The following is an 18090-nucleotide window of genomic DNA, read 5'->3' on the forward strand; positions in this document are numbered from 1 at the left end:
CTACTGCTCGTCCAGCCCGTGTTCGATGGCGTACCTGGCCAGCTCGACGCGGTTGTGCAGCTGGAGCTTCCGCAGCGTCGACTGCACGTGGTTCTCGACCGTGCGGTGCGAGAGCACCAGCTTCTCGGCGATCTGCCGCGCCGTCAGTCCCTTCGCGACCAGCCGCAGCACCTCGGTCTCGCGCTCGGTGAGCCGCGGCGGTTCGGCGCCGCCGGAACCGTCCGCCGGGGTGTCGGCCATCCGCCGGTACTCGCCGAGCACCAGCCCGGCCAGCCCGGCGGTGAACACCGGGTCACCCGCGGCGGTCCGGCGCACCGCGTCCACCAGTTCCACCGCGGAGGCCGACTTGACCAGGTACCCGGACGCGCCCGCCTTGACCGCTTCCAGCACGTCGCTGTGCTCACCGCTCGCGGACAGCACCAGCACCTTCGTCCCGGGCAGCACGGAGGTGATCTCCCTGGTCGCGTCGACCCCCGAGGTTTCCCCGAGGTTGAGGTCCATCAGCACGACGTCCGGGCGCACCGCGCGCGCGATCCGCAACGCCGCCGGCGCGTCCGGGGCCGTCGCCCGCACGTCGAACCCGTGCTCGGCCAGATCGCGCGCCACGCCGTCTCGCCAGATCGGGTGATCGTCGACCACCATCACCGACACCTTGCCCGGCTCGTCCGTCATCGTGTACCCCTCCTGGTCGGGACCCTGACTTCCCATTCCGTGCCGCTGCCCGGCGCGGTGTCCAGCGCCGCGCTCCCGCCGAGATCGCGGGCCCTCCCCCGGATGGACTCCAGCACGCCCAGATGTCCCTGCGCCGCCGCGCTTTCCAGCCTGCCGTCCGGAATGCCGGGGCCGTCGTCGCGGACGCTGACCACGACCTCGTCGCCCAGATCCTCCAGCAACACCCACGCGTGCGCGTCCGGCCCCGCGTGTTTCTCCACATTGGACAGTGCCTCGCGGGCGACCGCGACCAGTTCCTCGGTGACGTGCGCGGGCAGCTCGACCTCGCCCGCGGGCGCCGACACCTGTACCGACGGCGTCGCCAGCAGTTGCAGCGCCGCGCGCAGGTCGGTGGTGCCCCGGCCGCTCGGCTTCACCGGCTCCGTGGTCACCAGCGCGCGCAACGCGATCTCCTGCTCACCGGCCAGCCGGGCGAGGTCCGCCGCTTCGCCGCCGAGTTCGCCGCCGCGGCGGCGAACCCTGGCCAGCACCTGCAACACGCTGTCGTGGATCGAGCGGGCCAGCCGCTCCCGCTCGGCGGTCGCCGCCTCCGTCCGCAACGCCCTCGCCAGCACCTCCGCCGAGCGACGCGCCGTCGTCGCGGCCATCCCCACCAGCAGCGCGCTCGCGCACAGCAGCACACCGTCGCGGACGACGTCGAGGTCGAACCGCATCCGCGCGAACCCGGTGCCGACGGCGACGGCCAGCCCGGCCAGCACCCCGCCGGACGCGCCGAACCGCGCGCCCGCGGTGAGCGGCGCGACCGCCACCCACACCGTCGTGATGAGCGGAGCCGTCCGCGCGTACTGGGCGTCCGACAGCACCAACGGCGAGGTCAGCATCAACGCGCAGGTCAACAGCACGTCCGCGATGACGAGCCCGCTCCGGCGCCCGGCCTCGCGGGCGTAGCTCGTGCTCGTCACCAGCGTCCACGCCGCCATCACGCCGAGCACCGTCCACGCCAGCCATGCCCGCTGGTACTCGGCCCGGTGCACGAGCGCCGCGCCGACGGCGAACAGCAACGTCACCACCCGCAGCACGATCACCGCGCGCCACAGCGGGGTCGCCGGGTCGCGGGTGGCCGGGGGCGTCACGACTCGGTTTTCCCCGGATCCGGTTTCTCGTCCGCGGCGTCCGCCCTCTCCGCCGAGGTACCGCCGCCCGGCTTCGCCGCCGCGGTCTTCAGCACGTCGACGGTGCCCGGATCCGTGTCCCCGTCGTGCAGGAACGACCGGATGCCGGAGTTCATCACGGCCAGCAGCGGTACCGCGAGCAGCGCGCCGGCGATGCCGGCCACGACCAGACCCGCGGTGATCGCGAGGACCACGGCCAGCGGGTGCAGCTTCACCGCGCGCCCGAGCAGCAGCGGCTGCAGGATGTGGCTCTCCAGCTGCATCACGCCGACCACGATCGCCAGCACGATGAGCGCGCCGACGAACCCGTTGGTCACCAGCGCGACCAGTACCGCGACCCCGCCGGTGATGACCGCGCCGATGATCGGGATGAACGCGCCGAGGAACACCAGCGTCGCCAGCGGTACGACGAGCGGCACCCCCACGATCGCCAGCCCGATGCCGATGCCCACCGCGTCCACGACGGCGACCGCCGCGGTCGCCCGCACGTAACTGACCAGTGAGGCGAACCCGCGCCGACCGGCGACGTCGAACCGGCGCCGCACCTGCGTGGGGACGCCGCGGGTCAGGAACGTCCAGATCCCCTCGCCGCCGGTGAGGAAGAAGATCAGGATGAACAGCGTCAGCACGAATCCGGTGAGGATCTCGCCGACCGTGCCCGCCGTGGTCAGCGCCGTGGTGGTGATCGACAGCTGGTTCTTCTGCACCAGGTCGATGGCCTGGTTGATGAACTGCTGGATCTGCTCCTGCTTCAGGTGCGGCGGCCCGTTGATGAGCCAGTCCTTGATCTGGTTCAGGCTCTCGGTGAGCTGCCGCTGCAACTGCGGCATGCCGTCGGAGATCTGCGTGATGACGAACGTCAGCAGCCCGCCCAGTACCGCGAGCGCGGCGATGATCATGATTCCGGTGGCCAGCCCGCGCGGGACGCGCCACCTGACCAGCCGGGAGACCGCCGGGCCGAGCAGCGCCGCGAGCAGGAGCGCGATCGACAGCGGGACGATCACCACGCCGAGGTAACCGATCAGCCAGACGACGGCGTAGAGCGCCGCGGCCACGACGATGAACCGCCAGGCCAGCGCGGCGCTCACCCGGAGTCCCCTGGGGACGAGGCCGACGATGTCCTCGCCCTCCGACAGGAACGGTTCTTCGCGCCGCGCGCGCTGAGGCTTGCTCACCGGCCCACCGTATCGGGCGGACGGATCCCCGCCGCTGATTTGGCCCCGTTCGCGGTCGTGCCGTCGCCCGTTTCGCCCGAAGTGACGCAGCCGACACCTCGCCGCCGACAGTGGCCTCACCCGACTGTGCGGTAACCGCCCGCAGCCAGGATCGATCACGGAAAGTCATAGCCGGGTACACGCTGTGCTCATCACACGATGGTGGCATCAAGCCGTGTCAAGGATGCGTGCCGCCCGTGCGGCCTGATTGTCTCAGGTCCGCAACGGCGAGCGGATTTCGAATTCCGCCCCGAAGCGGTCACTCAGATCCGAAATCGGCAAAGGCAGACGAGGAGAAGCACGCGTGGCGAAGGCAGCGGCGAACGAGAGGCGGGGCGCGAAGCGCTTCGGCCGGCTCGCGTCGCGTGCGCTCTTCGTCGTCGGTGGCGCCGTCGCGGGCACCGCCGCCGCGTGGCTCGTCTCCAGCGCCGCCGCCTCCGCGACCGACACCGGGCACACCGGTACCGCCGACGTCACCCCGGTCACCGACGCCACCACCGCCGGGCTCGGCGACGCCACCGGCGGCGCGTCCCGGTTCGTCGGCGACGTCGCGGGTGCCGCGAGCGGTGCCGTCAGTGACTTCTCCTGCCAGCAGGACGCCACCACTTGGTCCGCGCCGGGCCGCACGCACACCGCGTGCACCGTGGACGCCGCCCGTGACGAGGTCACCGGCTCGCTGCGTCAGCACGGCACGCACCGCGCCGTCGAGCAGAAGGTCTCCGACCGCGTCACCGGCGCCGTGTCCGACCTCGCGGACGACGCGGTGGTGCACCCGGCGGAGCGCACGCTCGGCGCGTTCGAGCACATCGCCCGCAAGCCGGAGGACACCCGCCAGGTCCTCGGCGACACCCTCGCCCCGGCGCCCGAGCAGGCCGACTTCGGCCGCAAGGTCTGGGGACTGCTCGACCCGAACGCGCACCACGAACTGACCCCCCAGCTGCCCGAGCTCCCGGTCCTCCCGGCGGTGCCGAGCACGCTCCCCGCCGTCGGCGGCGCTCCCGGCCAGGTCTCCGGTCCGGTCGAGCCCGCCACGGTCCAGCTTCCCGCCGCACTCCAGGCCGCGTATGCGGCGCAGGATGTCCAGCGGCACGTTTCCGATCTCGACGGTTCCGGCACCGAGCGGTCCTCCCGTGACGGGCACCGCGATCTGCCGTCGGCTCCGCTCACGCCGGTGCAGCTCCCGCTCGCGCCGCCGTCCATCCCCACAGCCCCCGGTGGCGGTACTGCCCCCGGTGGTCACCTCGACGGCATGACCTTCGGCGTTCCCGCTTGGGTCGCCGCCGCCGTCGACAACGCCGTCGCGGGTGCCACCCGCTCCGGCCTGCGGCACACGCCGCTCTCCCCGGGCCACCAGCCCGGCGTCACTCCTGACTGATCCACTTTCACCGCGGGGCAGCCGACGCGCCCTTCGCCGCCACCTTCTGTTGTGCCGGTGCCGCGTCCGCTCCTGGTAGTCCCCGCACACGCCGCGGCCGCCCGAGCGCGCCCGCACTGTCTTTCCCCCTATATCGGTGCGTCTTCTTCTCGCGATGAGCCGCACCCCACAAGCCCGCAAGGGACCCCGAAAATAAGGAGAAATACCCCATGCAGACCTGGGCAAAGCGCGGACTCCAGACCGCGTTGGTCACGGGTGGGTTGTTGATGCTGGGTACCGGCATCGCCTCGGCTGACGAGAACCCCGTCAGCCCGGACACCCCTGCCTCGCCGCTCGACCTGAACGTCACCGTCCCGATCCAGGAAGCCGGCAACGCCGTCGGCACGCCGTTCGGGCAGGCCGACCTTCCCGCCGGGCAGACCGAGCTGAGCACCAAGCCGGTCACCAAGGCCGCGAACGAGGCCGCCAAGCAGCTCGACCAGGCCAGCCCCATCAGCCAGAGCACCCTCGGCGGTGCCACCAAGGCGGACGGCGCGGGTGCCTTCACCCCGAGCGGCCACAACCTCAAGGGCAACAAGGTCGTGGGCGACGTCGTCGTCCCGATCCAGGTCGTGGACAACGCGGTCGCGGTCCTCGGCGACGCGAAGGTCGAGGGTGGCAACCACCAGCAGACCTGGACCCACAACCAGGACGTCAACACCACCGGCGAGGGCTCCGGGCTCGCCGGGAACGTCGTCAACCTCGACTGGGCCGCTCCGGTCCAGCTCGCCGGGAACGCCGTCGGGCTCGCGGGCGGCAGCGGCCGCGTGGAGGGTGGCTCGGCCAGCCAGAGCGCGACCGAGACCGGTAACACCACCACCAACGGCAACGACGCCAGCGGGTCCGGCAACGTGGTCGCGCCGCAGTTCGCGACCCCGGTCCAGGTGACCGGGAACGCCGCGTCCTGGATCCTCGGCAACGCGCACAGCCAGTACGACGCCGACACCGCCGCCACCTCCGGCGGCTGGATCATCACCGAGGGCGACGACGGCTCGGTCAGCGGCAACGTCGGCGCGGTGCCGATCGCCCTGCCGGTGAAGTTCAACGGCAACGCGGCGAGCGCGTGGGGCTCCAACGCTCACGCGGACTCGAACTCCACCGCCGACGCCAAGGCCGGGGACAAGACCCCCGGGTTCAAGGACACCCCCGCCTACGTCCAGACGAGCGGCGACCGCTCCTTCGCGGACGGCACCGTGCTCGCCCCGCAGACCGCGGACGTCGCGAACGTCAGCAACGTGGCGGCGGCCTGGATCGGCAACGCGGCCACCGGCAACCCGGCGAGCCTGGAGCGCCAGGCCAGCGGCAACACCACCGGCAGCAACGTCGACGCCGGCGGCTTCGTGCAGAGCACCGGCGACGGTGCCGCGGGTTCGGCGAACGTCGTCGACCCGGCGCTGGCCGCGCCGGTCGAGGTCACCTGCATCGGTGGCTCGCACATCGGTAACGCCAACGCCGCCGGGTGCGTCAACGACGTCACCGCGAACGCCGGCAACGGCAGCCACACCACCGCCGACAACTCGACGCTGACCGGCAACGTGGCCAACACCCAGGCCGCGCTGGCCCCCGAGGTCTACGGCGTCGGCGGCTCGTTCATCGGCCAGGGCACCGCCTCGTCCACCGAGACCAAGAACGTCACGGCGGGCGCGTACGACGGCACCACCGGCAACGACTCCTCCGGCTCGGGCAACATCGTCCAGGTCCCGGCGGCGGCTCCGGTCGAGGTGCTCGGCACCGGTGGCTCGTTCATCGGCCAGGGCTCCGGCTCGGCGCAGGAGACCAAGACCGTCTCCGGTGGCGGCGGCGGGAACACCAACGACGACAACGGTTTCCTCAGCTCGAACCTCGCCACCACGCCGGTTTCCCTGCCGACGCAGGCGTTCGGCATCGGCGGCACCTTCATCGGCCAGGGCCACGGCAAGGCCAGCGGGGACACCACCTCCAACGCGGGTGGCGACGTCCACGCGACCGGGGACAAGGGCGCCGGCGCGGGCAACCTGGTCCACGTGCCGGTTTCGGAGCCCACGCAGGTGCACGGCATCGGTGGTGCCCTCGCGGGCATCGGCACCGGCGCCAGCGACAACCTGACCGACTCCGAGGCCGGTGGCAAGGCCACCGCCGACGGCAAGGACGGCGCGGTCGCCGGCAACATCGTGCAGGGCCCCATCGGCGGGTCCGTGCCGGTCGCCGGGCACGGCGTCGGTGCCGCGGGCATCGGCCGTGGCGTCAGCACGAACGACGTCAACTCGATCGCCGGTGGCGACTCGGCGACCAACGGTGACGGCGGCGCGATCGCCGGGAACATCATCGGCGCCGAGGCGCTGCCGATCGTCCCGGCCGCCAACGACGCGGTCTCCGGCGCGGGCGGCATCGCCCACGGCACCGGCACCGACACCACCAACAGCACCTCCGGTGGGGACCTGTCCACCTCGGGCGTCGAGGGCTCGCTGTCCGGCGACATCCTGGACATCCCGGCCGCCGCGGACCCGAAGGCCTTCGGTGACTCCGTGGCCGCGGTCGGTTCCGTGTCGAAGTCCCAGGCCGACAACCAGACCATCGGCCAGGTCGGCGGCGACGCCGTCACCGACGGTGACTCGGGCTCGCTCTCGGGCGTCAACCTGCACCACCCGCTGATCCTGGTCGTCCCGGCCGACGACCTCGAGGCGCCGGTCCTGGCGAACGCGGACTCGGACACCAAGGACGTCACGTCGATCAACGGCGAGGACTCCTCGCTGCCGCTCGACCTGCCGAACGGTTCCGAGCTGGGCGCCACCACCCTGCCCGCGATGCCGACCGGCCTGCCCACCGGGCTGCCGACCACCGGCCTGCCCGCCACCGGGCTTCCGGGCCTGCCGGGCGCGGCCACCACGATGCCCGCCGCCGAGCGCGCGGACTCGCCGGTGCCCGCCGCTCCGGTTCAGCTCCCCGGACTCTCCTCGGTGCAGCACCAGCTGACCAACCTGGGTGGCCTCGGCGGCAAGCTGGGCAACGTGGGCGGTGGCGCGGCGAAGCTGCCGACCCCGGCCAAGCTGCCGACCCCGGCCCAGCGTGCCGACGAGGTGCCGGGCCTGCCCACCACGCAGGGCCTGCCGGGCATGCCGGAGCTGAAGACCGCCAAGGTGCCGGGCCTGGACGCCGTCCACGCCACCCCGAAGGTGCAGACCCCGGCGCTGGCCGAGGCCGACTCCTCGCCGCTGTCGATGTTCCGCGACCTGGTCGCGAAGCTGACCGGCAAGTTCCGCACCCAGGGCTGAGTCTGATCTCGGACTGATCCCCTGACAGAGGCGGGCCCAGGAGCATCCAGCTCCTGGGCCCGCTTCGTCGTCTCCGCCTCGCGCGGCGACAGCAAAGGTCCCTTGCTCCCACCCCGGCGCGGGTCAGTCGAACTGCAGTGACCGCTTCGCGAGGCCGTGCCAGAAACCGTCGATGACGGTCCGGCCGGTGTCCTCGCCGGTGCTCGCGCCGAGGGACACGAACAGTGGCGCGAAGTGCTCGATCCTCGGGTGCGCGAGCGCGGCGGCCGGGGCCTTGTGCTGGAAGTCCAGCAGCGCGTCGACGTCGCCGTCGCGCAGCACCTCGGCACCCCAGTGGTCGAAATCGCTCGACCACGCGGGCGGGGTGCCGTCGCTGCCCGCGGTCTGGCCCATCGCGCTCAGGTTGTGCGTGAAGAACCCGCTGCCGATGATCAGCACGCCCTCGTCACGCAGCGGCGCGAGCCTGCGGCCGAGGTCGAACAGCTCCTGGGGATCCAGCGACGGCATCGAGATCTGCAGGACCGGAATGTCCGCGTCCGGGAACATCTCCACCAGCGGCACGTAGGCGCCGTGGTCGAGCCCGCGATCGGGCGCCTCGTGCACCGGGGTCCGGTCCGAGCGCAGCAGCTTGCGGACCTTCCCGGCGAGGTCCGGTGCGCCCGGCGCGGCGTACTTCACCTGGTAGTAGCGCTCGGGGAAGCCCCAGAAGTCGTAGACGAGCGGCACCGTCGTGGTGGCGCCGATGGTCAGCGGGGCCTCCTCCCAGTGCGCGGACACGACCAGGATCGCCCGTGGCCGCGCCAGCCCGGCCGACCAGTTCGCCAGCTGGCTGGTCCAGGTGGCGTCGTCCGCGAGCGGCGGCGCGCCGTGGCTCAGGTACAGCACCGGTGTGGTCATCGCGACCTCCAGTATTTGAAAGTTCAACTACCAGAGTAGACGACGTCGCGGCCGTTGGCGATATTCCCGGGGCGGGCAGGAGCGGCGAAAACCGCCGGAAATTTCCGCCGGAGGATGTCGTGCCGCGCCCGCCCGCTCCGACCTCCGCTGCGAAGCGCCCACCGGGGGCGCGTCGAGGAGGATCGTGATGGGACAGCCAGTGGTGCACTTCGAGATCATCGGGAGTGACCCCGGAAAGCTCAGGAACTACTACGGAGCCCTGTTCGACTGGGAGTTCGATACGAGCGGTCAGGCCGCCGAGGGCGTGTCCGAACCGGGTGAGTACGGGTTCGTGGAGCACGACGGCACCGGTGTCGGCATTCCCGGCGGTGTCGCGGGCGGGGAGGGTTTCGAGAGCAAAGTGCTGGTCTACGTGGCCGTCGAGGATGTCGAGGTCGCGCTGCGGAAGGCCGAAAGCCTCGGCGGGAAGCGGGTGCTCGGTCCCGCGCGGGCCCCTGGCGGGACGTTGGTGGTCGGGCACTTCACCGATCCCGCGGGCAACCTCGTCGGCGTTGCCGCCTTGGCGAACTGAAGGGGCGGACGCCATGACGGACACCGTGACCGGCGCGCGCACCGAGGTCGCGCTACTGGTCGAGCTGCCGAAGGAACGGCTGTGGGAGCTGGTCACCGACGTGCCGAGGTACGGCGAGTGGAGCCCGGAGTGCGAGCACACCGAGTGGCTCTACGGGGCGGGACATCCGCCTCGGCCGGGCGACCGCTTCGTCGGCCGCAACCGGTACGCGGACGGCTTCGTGGCTTCGGTGATCTGCGAGGTCACCGAGCTGTCGTTGGGCGAAACCTTCGCCTGGGTCGCCATGGACGAGACCTACGACGCCAAGGAACCCGCGTCGATCTGGCGGTACACGTTCACCGCCGTCGATGCGGACCGGACGCTGCTCCGGCACAGTTTCGAACACGGGCCCGGCGAGACGATGATCCGGGTGCTGGCGGAGCGGGATCCCACCGTGGTGAACAGGCGGCTGGCGGAGCTGAAGGGGAACATGACGAGGTCGCTCGCGGCGATGCTCGACGGTGTCGCGCACCGGGAGGAGACACGGTGAAGTACCTGATCATGATCTACAGCAACCCGAAGAGCTGGGGGCATCCCATTTTTCTCCGGACGCCGGAAGCACTGGCGATGTCCGGCGAAGCGCGGGAGGAGATGGGCCGCGAGTTCGGCGAGCTGCTGCGGGAGATCACCGAATCCGGGGAACTCGTCGGCGGGGAGGCGCTGGCCGATCCGGCGCAGGTCAGGACGGTCCGGGTGCGCGACGGTGTCCCGGCGGCCACGGACGGCCCCTATCTCGAGTCCAAGGAACATCTCGCGGGGTACTTCGTCGTCGACTGCGAGAGCGTGGAACGGGCCACCGAGATCGCGGGCCGTTTCCCGGACGCGCGGTTCGCCGCGGTGGAGGTCCGCCCGATCATGGGCACCTCGGGCCAGGAAATGTGATGGACGGACGGGTCGAGGACCTGCTGCGCCGGTCGGCGCCGCGGGTCCTCGCCGCGCTCCTGCGGCGGTACCGGAACTTCGAGACCGCCGAGGACGCGGTGCAGGAGGCCCTGCTCGCCGCCGCGACGCAGTGGCCACGCGACGGTGTCCCCGACAGTCCGCTCAACTGGCTGGTCACCGTCGCGTCCCGCCGGATGACGGACCTGCTCCGGAGCGAGCTCGCGAGCAGGCGGCGGGAGGATCGGATCGCCGCGGGGATCCCGGCGGACGCGCTGGTCGCGCCCGCCGCCGACGCGGGGACGTCCGGCGAGGACGACACACTGACGCTGCTCCTGCTCTGCTGCCATCCCGGCCTGACCCCGTCGTCGCAGATCGTGCTCACCCTGCGCGCGGTCGGCGGTCTGACCACCGCGGAGATCGCGCACGCGTTCCTGGTCCCCGAAAAGACCATGGCCCAGCGCGTCACCCGCGCCAAACAACGCGTCAAGGCGGCGGGCGCGCGGTTCGAGCCGCCACCGGAGGCCGACCGCGCGGAACGGCTGCGCAGCGTCCTGCACGTGCTGTACCTGATCTTCAACGAGGGCTACACCGCGTCCTCCGGCCCCGAACTCCACCGCGCCGAGCTGACGGCGGAGGCGATCCGCCTCACCCGGACCGTGCACGCGCTGCTGCCGGGGGACGGCGAGGTGGCCGGACTGCTCGCGCTGATGCTGCTCACCGACGCGCGCCGGCCGGCCCGCACCGGGCCGGAGGGCGACCTCGTCCCGCTCGTCGACCAGGATCGTGGCCGGTGGCACCGGGAATCGCTCGACGAGGGCATCGCGCTGATCACACGCACCCTGGCCACCGCGAGGATCGGCCCGTACCAGGTTCAGGCGGCCATCGCCGCCGTGCACGCGGAGGCGGCGCGTGCCGAGGACACCGACTGGACCCAGATCGTCGGGCTCTACCAGCTGCTCGAACGGCTGGACCCCAGCCCGATGGTCACCCTGAACCACGCCGTCGCGGTCGCCATGGTGCACGGTCCGCGGGCCGGGCTCGCGCTGCTCGACCCCCTGGCCGCCGACGACCGGACGGCGCGGCACCACCGGCTCCACGCGGTCCGGGCGCACCTGCTGGAACAGGCGGGCGAACGGGACGCCGCCGAACAGGAGTACCGGTCGGCCGCGCGGCTGACGACCAGCCTCCCCGAACAGCGCTACCTCCACGCCCGCGCGGACGGGCTCGCGCGCTAGGTCAGCTCCGTGGTTCGCGCACGACACCGGCGAGGGCCGAGGTCACCATCTTGTGCACGGCTTCGGTGGTCGGCGGGACGCCGGTCCGGTCGGCGAACAGCAGGTGGCTGGACCCGAGCAGCATGGGCGCGAGCAGGTCGACGTCGGCGTCCGCCGCGACGCGGCCCCGCTCGCGCTCGGCGGCGAGGTAGCCGGCGAGCATCGCCGCGGCCTCGGTCAGCAACGGCACCCCGGCCGGCCGGTCGCGGCGCAGCCGGGCACGCAGCTCGTCCCGGAAGGTGATGAGGCTGATGATCGCCACGGCGACCGAGGAGAACAGCGAGGTCAGCGCCTCGGTGAGATTGTCCGCGACGGTCCGGGTCCCGACGGCTTCGCGGAGCTCGGCGGCCTGCGTTTCGAGCCGCGCGATGCGGTCGAGGACGAGTTCGGCGAGGAAGCCGTCGAAGTCGGTGAAATGCCGGTGCAGGACACCCTTGGCGCAGTCTGCCTCCGTGGTGACCGCGCGGCTGGTCAGCGCGTTCGGCCCGTCGCGGACCAGGATGCGCTCGGCGGCGTCGAACAGCTGTTTGCGCGCGTCACGAAGGTGGATCCCGGTCGGCACCTGCGGGTCGCTCCTTTCGCCCACGGCGAACCGTGGTGGTGAGTGGGCATGTGCCCACTAGGGTGGGCACATGCCCACATTACCCCGGGAACAGACCGGCCCCGCCGGAAACGAACCCCACAAGGCCCGGCAGATCGCGGAGTCGTTCGGTGTGGACGCCGAACGCTACGACCGGGCCCGGCCCCCTTATCCCGACGCACTGGTGGCACGGATCCTCGCTGCCAGCCCCGGGCGCGCGGTACTGGACGTCGGCTGCGGCACCGGAATCGAGGCGCGGCAGTTCGCCGCCGCGGGCTGCGCGGTGCTCGGCGTCGACCCCGACACGCGGATGGCGGAGTTCGCCCGCCGCGGCGGCACCGAGGTCGAGGTGGCGAAGTTCGAGGACTGGGACCCGGTGGGCCGGGTGTTCGACGCGGTCGTCTCCGGACAGGCCTGGCACTGGGTGGACCCGGTCGCGGGCGCGGCCAAGGCGGCGCGGGTGCTGCGCACCGGCGGCAGGCTGGCGGTGTTCGGGCACGTGTACGACCCGCCGTCCGAGGTGACGGCGGCCTACAACGCGGCCTGCCGCCGGGTCGCGCCCGGCTCGATGCTGGTCCCGCCGAGCGGTGGCGGCCCGTCCCGGACCGGGCTGGAGGTCTACCAGGCGATGTTCGCCACCGCGGCCGACGGGATCCGCCAGGCGGGCGGGTTCGGCGAGCCCGAGCAGTGGCGCTTCGACTGGGAACGGCACTACACCCGCGACGAGTGGCTGGACCTGATGCCCACCACCGGCGGACTCACCCGGCTCGAACCGGCGCCGCGGGCGGAGGTGCTGGCCGAGGTCGGTGCCGCGATCGACGCGATGGGCGGCGGGTTCACGATGCCGTACGTCACCCTGGCGGCCACCGCGGCGCGCGGCTGACTGCCGGGCATAGCCTCTTCCGGAGGAAGCGTCCCCGCGATCGATGAGGAATGCACGACATGAACGTCCCCGCCGACCCGACCGTCGTGCATCCCATGCCAGGGCAGGAGCGCGTGGTGCTGCTGAAGCCGCTGGTCACCTCGCCGCTGATCGAGGTCGGGGAGTTCTCCTACTACGACGACCCGGAGGACCCCACCGCATTCGAGACCCGCAACGTGCTCTACCACTATGGGCCGGAGAGGCTGGTCATCGGCAAGTTCTGCGCACTGGGCGAGGGCACGCGGTTCGTCATGAACGGTGCCAACCACCGCATGGACGGCCCGTCGACGTTCCCCTTCCCGATCATGGGCGGTTCCTGGGCCGAGCACTTCGACCTCATCACCGGACTCCCCGGCCGGGGCGACACCGTGGTCGGCAACGACGTCTGGCTGGGCTACCGGTCCCTGGTGATGCCGGGCGTCCGCATCGGCAACGGGGCGATCATCGCCTCCGGTGCCGTCGTGGTCGACGACGTCCCCGACTACGGGATCGTCGGCGGCAACCCGGCCAAGCTCATCCGCCGCCGCTACTCCGACGCGGATGTCGACCGCCTTCTCGCGCTGGCCTGGTGGGACTGGCCGATCCAGCACGTCACCGACCACGTCCGCACGATCATGTCCGGCAGCATCGACGAGCTGGAGGCGGCCGCGGCCGAGTTGACGTGAACAGCCGGGCCGGAAACGAATATCGAGGCGTCGTATCCGGAACAGCGAAAATGCCGTGGGACCGAAATTCCCACGGCATTTTCGCTTTCTACTTCACTACGCTCCGGTCTTTCATTTGCCGGCGCGGACCGCGCCGATGTAGGTGCCGGGGTGGGTGGCGCCGTCCTGCTTGACCAGGTCGAGGCTGTCCACCCAGGGCATGGTCTGGGTGTTGGTGCCGTTGGGCGGGGTCACCGACATGGTGGCGACGTGCCAGCCGGAGCCGTCGCCCGCTCCCTTGCCGGAACCGTCGCCGAGGCCGACGGCGGTGGAGTAGGTGAGGTCGGCGAAGGCGTCCTCACCGGCGCCGAGCCGCACCGGGGTGATGGGGTCGTTCGTGCGGACCAGGTCCCAGGAGGTGCCGTCCTCGCCGGTGAGGCGGACGCCGGGGAAGCCGCGCACGACGCAGGACACGCTGGTCTGGTTGGTCAGCTTGAGCGGGAGCTTCCACTGTGTGCCGCCGTCGTTGACCGGGCTCGGGTTCTGCCACGTCACCTTGAGGTTCGCGCAGTTCGTCTCGCTGCCGGTGGTGACGCCCCTGCCGCCGGCTTCCCCGGCCTGCCGGGGCTCCGCGGGACGGTTGACGTCCGCGTTCTGGTAGGTCCCGCCGTTCGGGGCCGCGCCGATCCCGACCCCTCCCCCGACGCCGCCGGAACCCTGCGGCGCCGCCGCCGCGTTGCCCGGCTGACCGGTCGAGCACGCGCCAAGGGCACCCACCGCCGCCACCGCGGCAATCGCCAGCACGCCCCGCTTGATGACCTTCGCGTTGATGCCCATTTCAATCCCCTTGAATAGTGCTCGTGTATTTCAGCGCGTTTTTCGAACTCGCCAGCAAAGATGTCCGAGAGGGCAATCAGGTGGCGCCGTCGTGATCTGGATCACGGCAAAGCAACGTCTTTATCGGTAATCGCCAATAGATTCTTTTCGCAGGTCGCGTGCCCGACGGGCCGGACGGGTTGCCCGTTTTCGCGCCTGTTCAAGGACGAAAAGGCAGCCGCCGGAGTGCGCACGCGGTCCGCACACGGGGCGGGCGGCGTATCAGCGCGGTGTGCGCTCCGTGCCAGCGGTGCGCGGCAGCCTTGCGTGCATCGGAAACCAGGGAGTGGCCGGAGGGGCGCCCCTGGCCGGATCTCGAAGGAGTCACATGACCACCCACGTCACGATCATCGGTGCCGGGCTCGGCGGCCTCGCGCTGGCCCGCGTGCTGCACGTACACGGAATCCCGGCCACGGTCCACGAAGCGGAGTCCTCACCGATGGCCCGCGCGCAGGGCGGGATGCTCGACATCCACGACTACAACGGGCAACTCGCCCTCGAGGCGGCGGGTCTGCTGGACGAGTTCCGCGCGCTGATCCTGGAAGGCAGACAACAGACCCGGATCGTCGACAGAGACGGCACCGTCCTGCTCGACCTGGCCGACGACGGCACGGGCGGCCGTCCGGAGGTGCAGCGCGGCGAGCTGCGGCAGCTGCTGCTCGACTCGCTCCCGGACGGCACCGTCCACTGGGGACACAAGGTGGACGGCGTGCGCGCGCTCGGCGACGGGCGGCACGAGGTGAGTTTCACCAACGGCACCACCGTCGTCACGAGTCTGCTCGTCGGCGCGGACGGCGCGTGGTCGAAGGTCCGGCCACTGCTGTCCGACGCCACCCCCGAATACACCGGCACGTCAGCCATCGAGCTGTACCTGTTCGACGCCGACACCCGCCGGCCCGCCGCCGTGAAAGCGGTCGGCGGCGGATCGCTGATGGCGCCCGCGCAGGGCAGGATGATCCTGGCGCACCGGGAAGGCGGCGACGTCCTGCACACCTACGTGATGTTCACCCGGCCGCTGGACTGGTTCGGTGACATCGACTTCACCGATTCCGCCGCGGTCATCGCCCGGATCGCGCGGGAGTTCGACGGCTGGGCACCGGAGCTCACCGCGCTGGTCACCGAGAGCGACACCGCCCCGGCCCTCCGCTCCCACTACACCCTGCCGGTCGAGCATCGGTGGGAGCGGGTGCCGGGCGTGACCCTGCTCGGCGACGCCGCCCACCTCACGGCCCCGAACGGTGAAGGCGCCAACCTGGCCCTGCTCGACGGCGCCGAACTCGGCCAGGCCATCGCCGCGCACCCCGGCGACGTCGAGGCCGCCCTCGCCGAGTACGAGCAGGCCATGTTCCCCCGCAGCGCCGAGATCGGTGCCCAGGGCGACGACTTCCTGGACAGGCTCGCCACTGACGACGGCGAGGAGAAGTCCCGGGTGATCGCCGACGCGCTCGCCGAACTCGCCGTGGCCAAGCGGTCTTCGTGAGCGTTCCAGGGTTTCGTCGGTCGTGAGGTCAGGTGTGGCTGCGCCTCGTGGACTCCTTCGTCGTGCCCGCCCATCCGGCGTCGAGCAGGGCGAAGATCTGGTCGAGTGCGGACTCGGCGTCGTCCCGCCCTCGGACGAGGGTGACGGCTTCGAGGGCGAAATGGGCCAGCGCCTGGCAACTGGCATCGCTTTCGGGCAGTCCGGTGTCGGCGGCGATCGCCGCGGCCAAGGCGTTCTCGTGGCGCAGCCACATGCGCCGAAAGTACTCACGCAGTGTGGGAGTGGTGTCGATCAGGCGGAGGAAGTCAGCGAGGCGCGGGTCGGTGCGGACCTGCCGGGAGCGCTCGTCGCGCAGCAGTTGGCGCAGCGCCTGGGGGATGGACTGTCCGGTGGGGCGGTCGCGGACAGCGGCGACGAGCGCGGCCTCGTGGCCGGCGTCCTGGTCGAAGACCAGTGCCTCCTTCCCGTCGGGGAAGTGTTTGAACAGGGTGGCCACCGAGACGTCGGCGGTGTCGGCGATCTCCCGCACGCCGACCGCGTCGTAGCCCCGCTCCAGAAACAGTTCCAGCGCGGCGTCGGCCAAGGCCTGGCGGGTGGCGGCCTTCTTACGCTCGCGGCGTCCTGTCTCGGTCATGTCTCCACCCTAACGCCTGTGTTGAACAGATCAAAACATAGAACCGTTCGGCTTTTCGAACGGTTCTATGTACGGTGTGTGGAGACGGGCTGCCTGGCTCGCACCCATCGGCGACGAACACGCCGCCGCGGCACCCGTGGAAAGGACTCACCTCATGACGAACCCACCTCGCATCGCCATCGTCGGCGGCGGCCCCGCCGGCTTGATGTGCGCCCGTGTCCTGCAGGGACACGGCTTCCGACCGGCGGTATACGACGCGGACACCGCCGTGGACTCCCGAGACCCGGGAGGAACGCTCGACCTGCACGCCGACGCCGGCCAGATCGCGTTGGAGGACGCCGGGCTGATGGACGCGTTCCTGGCGCTGGCCCGGCTGGAGGGCCAGGCCAAGAGCCGCCGCGACCACCACGGCACCGTCCTGGCCGAGTTCACCCCCGCCGAGGGCGACGACGCCGCTCCCGAGATCGACCGTGGCCAGCTGCGGACCATGCTGTACGAACACCTGGCGCCCGGCACGGTCCACTGGGGACACAAACTGGTGCGCGTGGCCCCGCTCGGAGGCGGGGTACACCGCCTGGAGTTCGCCAACGGCGCCAGAGCGGAAGCCGACCTGGTCATCGGCGCCGACGGCGCCTGGTCGCCGGTTCGCCGGCTGCTCACCGACGCGGTGCCGCAGTACCTCGGTGTCCACTTCCTCGACGCCCGATTCGACGACGTGGACACCCGGCATCCCGAGGTCGCCGCGATCGTGGGGGACGGCCACATGTTCTCCTCCGACGGCGACGGCCGCGCGGTGATCGTCCAGCGCAACAGCAACGGAGTGGTCCGCGGCTACCTGGCCTTCCGCGCCGAACTCGACTGGCATGACGCGGCAGGCGTGGACCTCGCCGACCGCGAGGCGGTCCGGTCCTACCTGTTGCGGGAGTTCGGCGGATGGTCCGCGGTCATGCGCCCGCTGATCGCCGACAACGACGGCGACTACGTGCAGCGCAGCTTCTGGGCCCTGCCCGCTCCGCTGACCTGGGACCACGTCCCCGGTGTCACCCTGATCGGCGACGCCGCCCACCTGATGGCGCCCTTCGGCGGCCACGGCACGAACCTCGCGTTGCTCGACGGCGCAGAGCTCGCGCACGCCATCAAGAAGGAGAGCAGTCTCGACGACGCCGTCGCACGCTACGAGACAGCGATGTTCCCGCGCTCCGGGGAACTCGCCGTGAGCTCGAACGCCGCGCTCACGCGGTTCTTCGCCACGACTCCCCCGGACGCGCCGCACCTTCCCCCGGACCACGCGCGGGAACACCGGAACTACCTGACCAGGGCGGCGGAATACCGACGTCGGCAAGCCGAAGACGAGCAGCAGAAGACAGGTGTTGTAGGGTCTCTCCGGCTACGACATGTTGATCTTGTATGACCGGGGCTTTCTCTGCCGTCTCATGTCCGCGTCACCCATGATTAGTCTCAAATCCATGGCACTTCCTCGTCCGGCACCGGCCATGTCAACGGTCGTTCAGCCCATCGGGGATACCACCAGCGCCGCGCACTCGGCCGAGCGTCACGGCTTGAGCGCC

Annotated in this window: 17 protein-coding genes; 10 read left to right on the plus strand and 7 right to left on the minus strand. The window is 71.4% G+C overall.

Going from position 1 to position 18090, the window contains the following annotated elements; genetic code table 11:
* From ABD987_RS37415 to ABD987_RS37425, 3 genes are read right to left on the minus strand one after another with little or no spacing between them, the layout of a single operon-like run.
* A complete protein-coding gene (locus tag ABD987_RS37415; protein ID WP_345405687.1) occupies positions 1-672 on the minus strand; it encodes a response regulator in 672 nt (223 codons plus the stop codon).
* On the minus strand, positions 669-1805 hold the full coding sequence (gene macS / locus ABD987_RS37420; RefSeq protein ID WP_345405690.1) for a MacS family sensor histidine kinase: 1137 nt from the start codon (positions 1803-1805) through the stop codon (positions 669-671). The genes ABD987_RS37415 and macS overlap by 4 nt, the downstream gene beginning before the upstream one ends.
* Positions 1802-3019 (minus strand): AI-2E family transporter, encoded by a 1218-nt coding sequence (locus ABD987_RS37425; RefSeq protein WP_345405692.1) that lies wholly within the window; start codon positions 3017-3019, stop codon positions 1802-1804. Before ABD987_RS37425 ends, macS begins: the two co-directional genes overlap by 4 nt.
* A gap of 343 nt (positions 3020-3362) precedes the next feature.
* On the opposite strand from ABD987_RS37425, the gene ABD987_RS37430 reads away from it, so the two are divergent.
* Together ABD987_RS37430 and ABD987_RS37435 are read left to right on the plus strand one after the other, a co-directional pair.
* Positions 3363-4433: a hypothetical protein gene (locus ABD987_RS37430; protein WP_345405694.1), complete on the plus strand. Its 1071-nt coding sequence runs from the start codon at positions 3363-3365 to the stop codon at positions 4431-4433.
* 209 nt (positions 4434-4642) lie between these two features.
* Positions 4643-7723 (plus strand): beta strand repeat-containing protein, encoded by a 3081-nt coding sequence (locus ABD987_RS37435; RefSeq protein WP_345405697.1) that lies wholly within the window; start codon positions 4643-4645, stop codon positions 7721-7723.
* A 123-nt stretch (positions 7724-7846) separates the two neighbouring features.
* Here the strand turns inward: ABD987_RS37435 and ABD987_RS37440 are convergent, their stop codons facing one another.
* Positions 7847-8620, minus strand: a complete 774-nt coding sequence (locus tag ABD987_RS37440; protein ID WP_345405700.1) for a dioxygenase family protein — start codon at positions 8618-8620, stop codon at positions 7847-7849.
* Positions 8621-8807: 187 nt separating this feature from the next.
* Here ABD987_RS37440 and ABD987_RS37445 point away from each other — a divergent pair, with 187 nt between their 5' ends.
* The 4 genes from ABD987_RS37445 to ABD987_RS37460 are packed head-to-tail and all read left to right on the plus strand — an operon-like array spanning position 8808 to position 11347.
* Positions 8808-9191, plus strand: coding sequence for a VOC family protein (locus ABD987_RS37445; protein ID WP_345405703.1), 384 nt, complete (start codon positions 8808-8810; stop codon positions 9189-9191).
* A gap of 13 nt (positions 9192-9204) precedes the next feature.
* Positions 9205-9720 (plus strand): SRPBCC family protein, encoded by a 516-nt coding sequence (locus tag ABD987_RS37450; protein ID WP_345405706.1) that lies wholly within the window; start codon positions 9205-9207, stop codon positions 9718-9720.
* The gene (locus ABD987_RS37455; protein ID WP_345405709.1) at positions 9717-10112 is read left to right on the plus strand and encodes a YciI family protein; all 396 of its coding nucleotides are present in this window, start codon (positions 9717-9719) and stop codon (positions 10110-10112) included. The genes ABD987_RS37450 and ABD987_RS37455 overlap by 4 nt, the downstream gene beginning before the upstream one ends.
* Complete coding sequence (locus ABD987_RS37460; protein WP_345405712.1) at positions 10112-11347, plus strand: RNA polymerase sigma factor; 1236 nt, start codon at positions 10112-10114, stop codon at positions 11345-11347. Before ABD987_RS37455 ends, ABD987_RS37460 begins: the two co-directional genes overlap by 1 nt.
* Before the next feature lies 1 nt (position 11348).
* Here ABD987_RS37460 and ABD987_RS37465 read toward each other — a convergent pair whose 3' ends face one another.
* Positions 11349-11948, minus strand: coding sequence for a TetR/AcrR family transcriptional regulator (locus ABD987_RS37465; protein WP_345405715.1), 600 nt, complete (start codon positions 11946-11948; stop codon positions 11349-11351).
* Positions 11949-12081: 133 nt separating this feature from the next.
* On the opposite strand from ABD987_RS37465, the gene ABD987_RS37470 reads away from it, so the two are divergent.
* Positions 12082-12849, plus strand: a complete 768-nt coding sequence (locus ABD987_RS37470; RefSeq protein ID WP_345405760.1) for a class I SAM-dependent methyltransferase — start codon at positions 12082-12084, stop codon at positions 12847-12849.
* 59 nt (positions 12850-12908) lie between these two features.
* The gene (locus tag ABD987_RS37475; protein WP_345405718.1) at positions 12909-13553 is read left to right on the plus strand and encodes a CatB-related O-acetyltransferase; all 645 of its coding nucleotides are present in this window, start codon (positions 12909-12911) and stop codon (positions 13551-13553) included.
* A gap of 111 nt (positions 13554-13664) precedes the next feature.
* Here ABD987_RS37475 and ABD987_RS37480 read toward each other — a convergent pair whose 3' ends face one another.
* Entirely contained in the window at positions 13665-14369 is a 705-nt protein-coding gene (locus ABD987_RS37480; protein WP_345405721.1) for a DUF4232 domain-containing protein, read from the minus strand.
* A gap of 367 nt (positions 14370-14736) precedes the next feature.
* Between ABD987_RS37480 and ABD987_RS37485 the strand changes: the two genes are divergently transcribed.
* On the plus strand, positions 14737-15888 hold the full coding sequence (locus ABD987_RS37485; protein WP_345405724.1) for an FAD-dependent oxidoreductase: 1152 nt from the start codon (positions 14737-14739) through the stop codon (positions 15886-15888).
* Between the two features lie 28 nt (positions 15889-15916).
* On the opposite strand, the gene ABD987_RS37490 is transcribed toward ABD987_RS37485, so the two are convergent.
* Entirely contained in the window at positions 15917-16522 is a 606-nt protein-coding gene (locus ABD987_RS37490; RefSeq protein ID WP_345405727.1) for a TetR/AcrR family transcriptional regulator, read from the minus strand.
* A gap of 154 nt (positions 16523-16676) precedes the next feature.
* On the opposite strand from ABD987_RS37490, the gene ABD987_RS37495 reads away from it, so the two are divergent.
* Positions 16677-17933, plus strand: a complete 1257-nt coding sequence (locus ABD987_RS37495; RefSeq protein WP_345405730.1) for an FAD-dependent oxidoreductase — start codon at positions 16677-16679, stop codon at positions 17931-17933.
* The last annotated feature ends 157 nt before the right edge of the window (positions 17934-18090 follow it).

This window comes from Amycolatopsis samaneae, from assembly GCF_039541975.1.
Taxonomy (GTDB): domain Bacteria; phylum Actinomycetota; class Actinomycetes; order Mycobacteriales; family Pseudonocardiaceae; genus Amycolatopsis; species Amycolatopsis samaneae.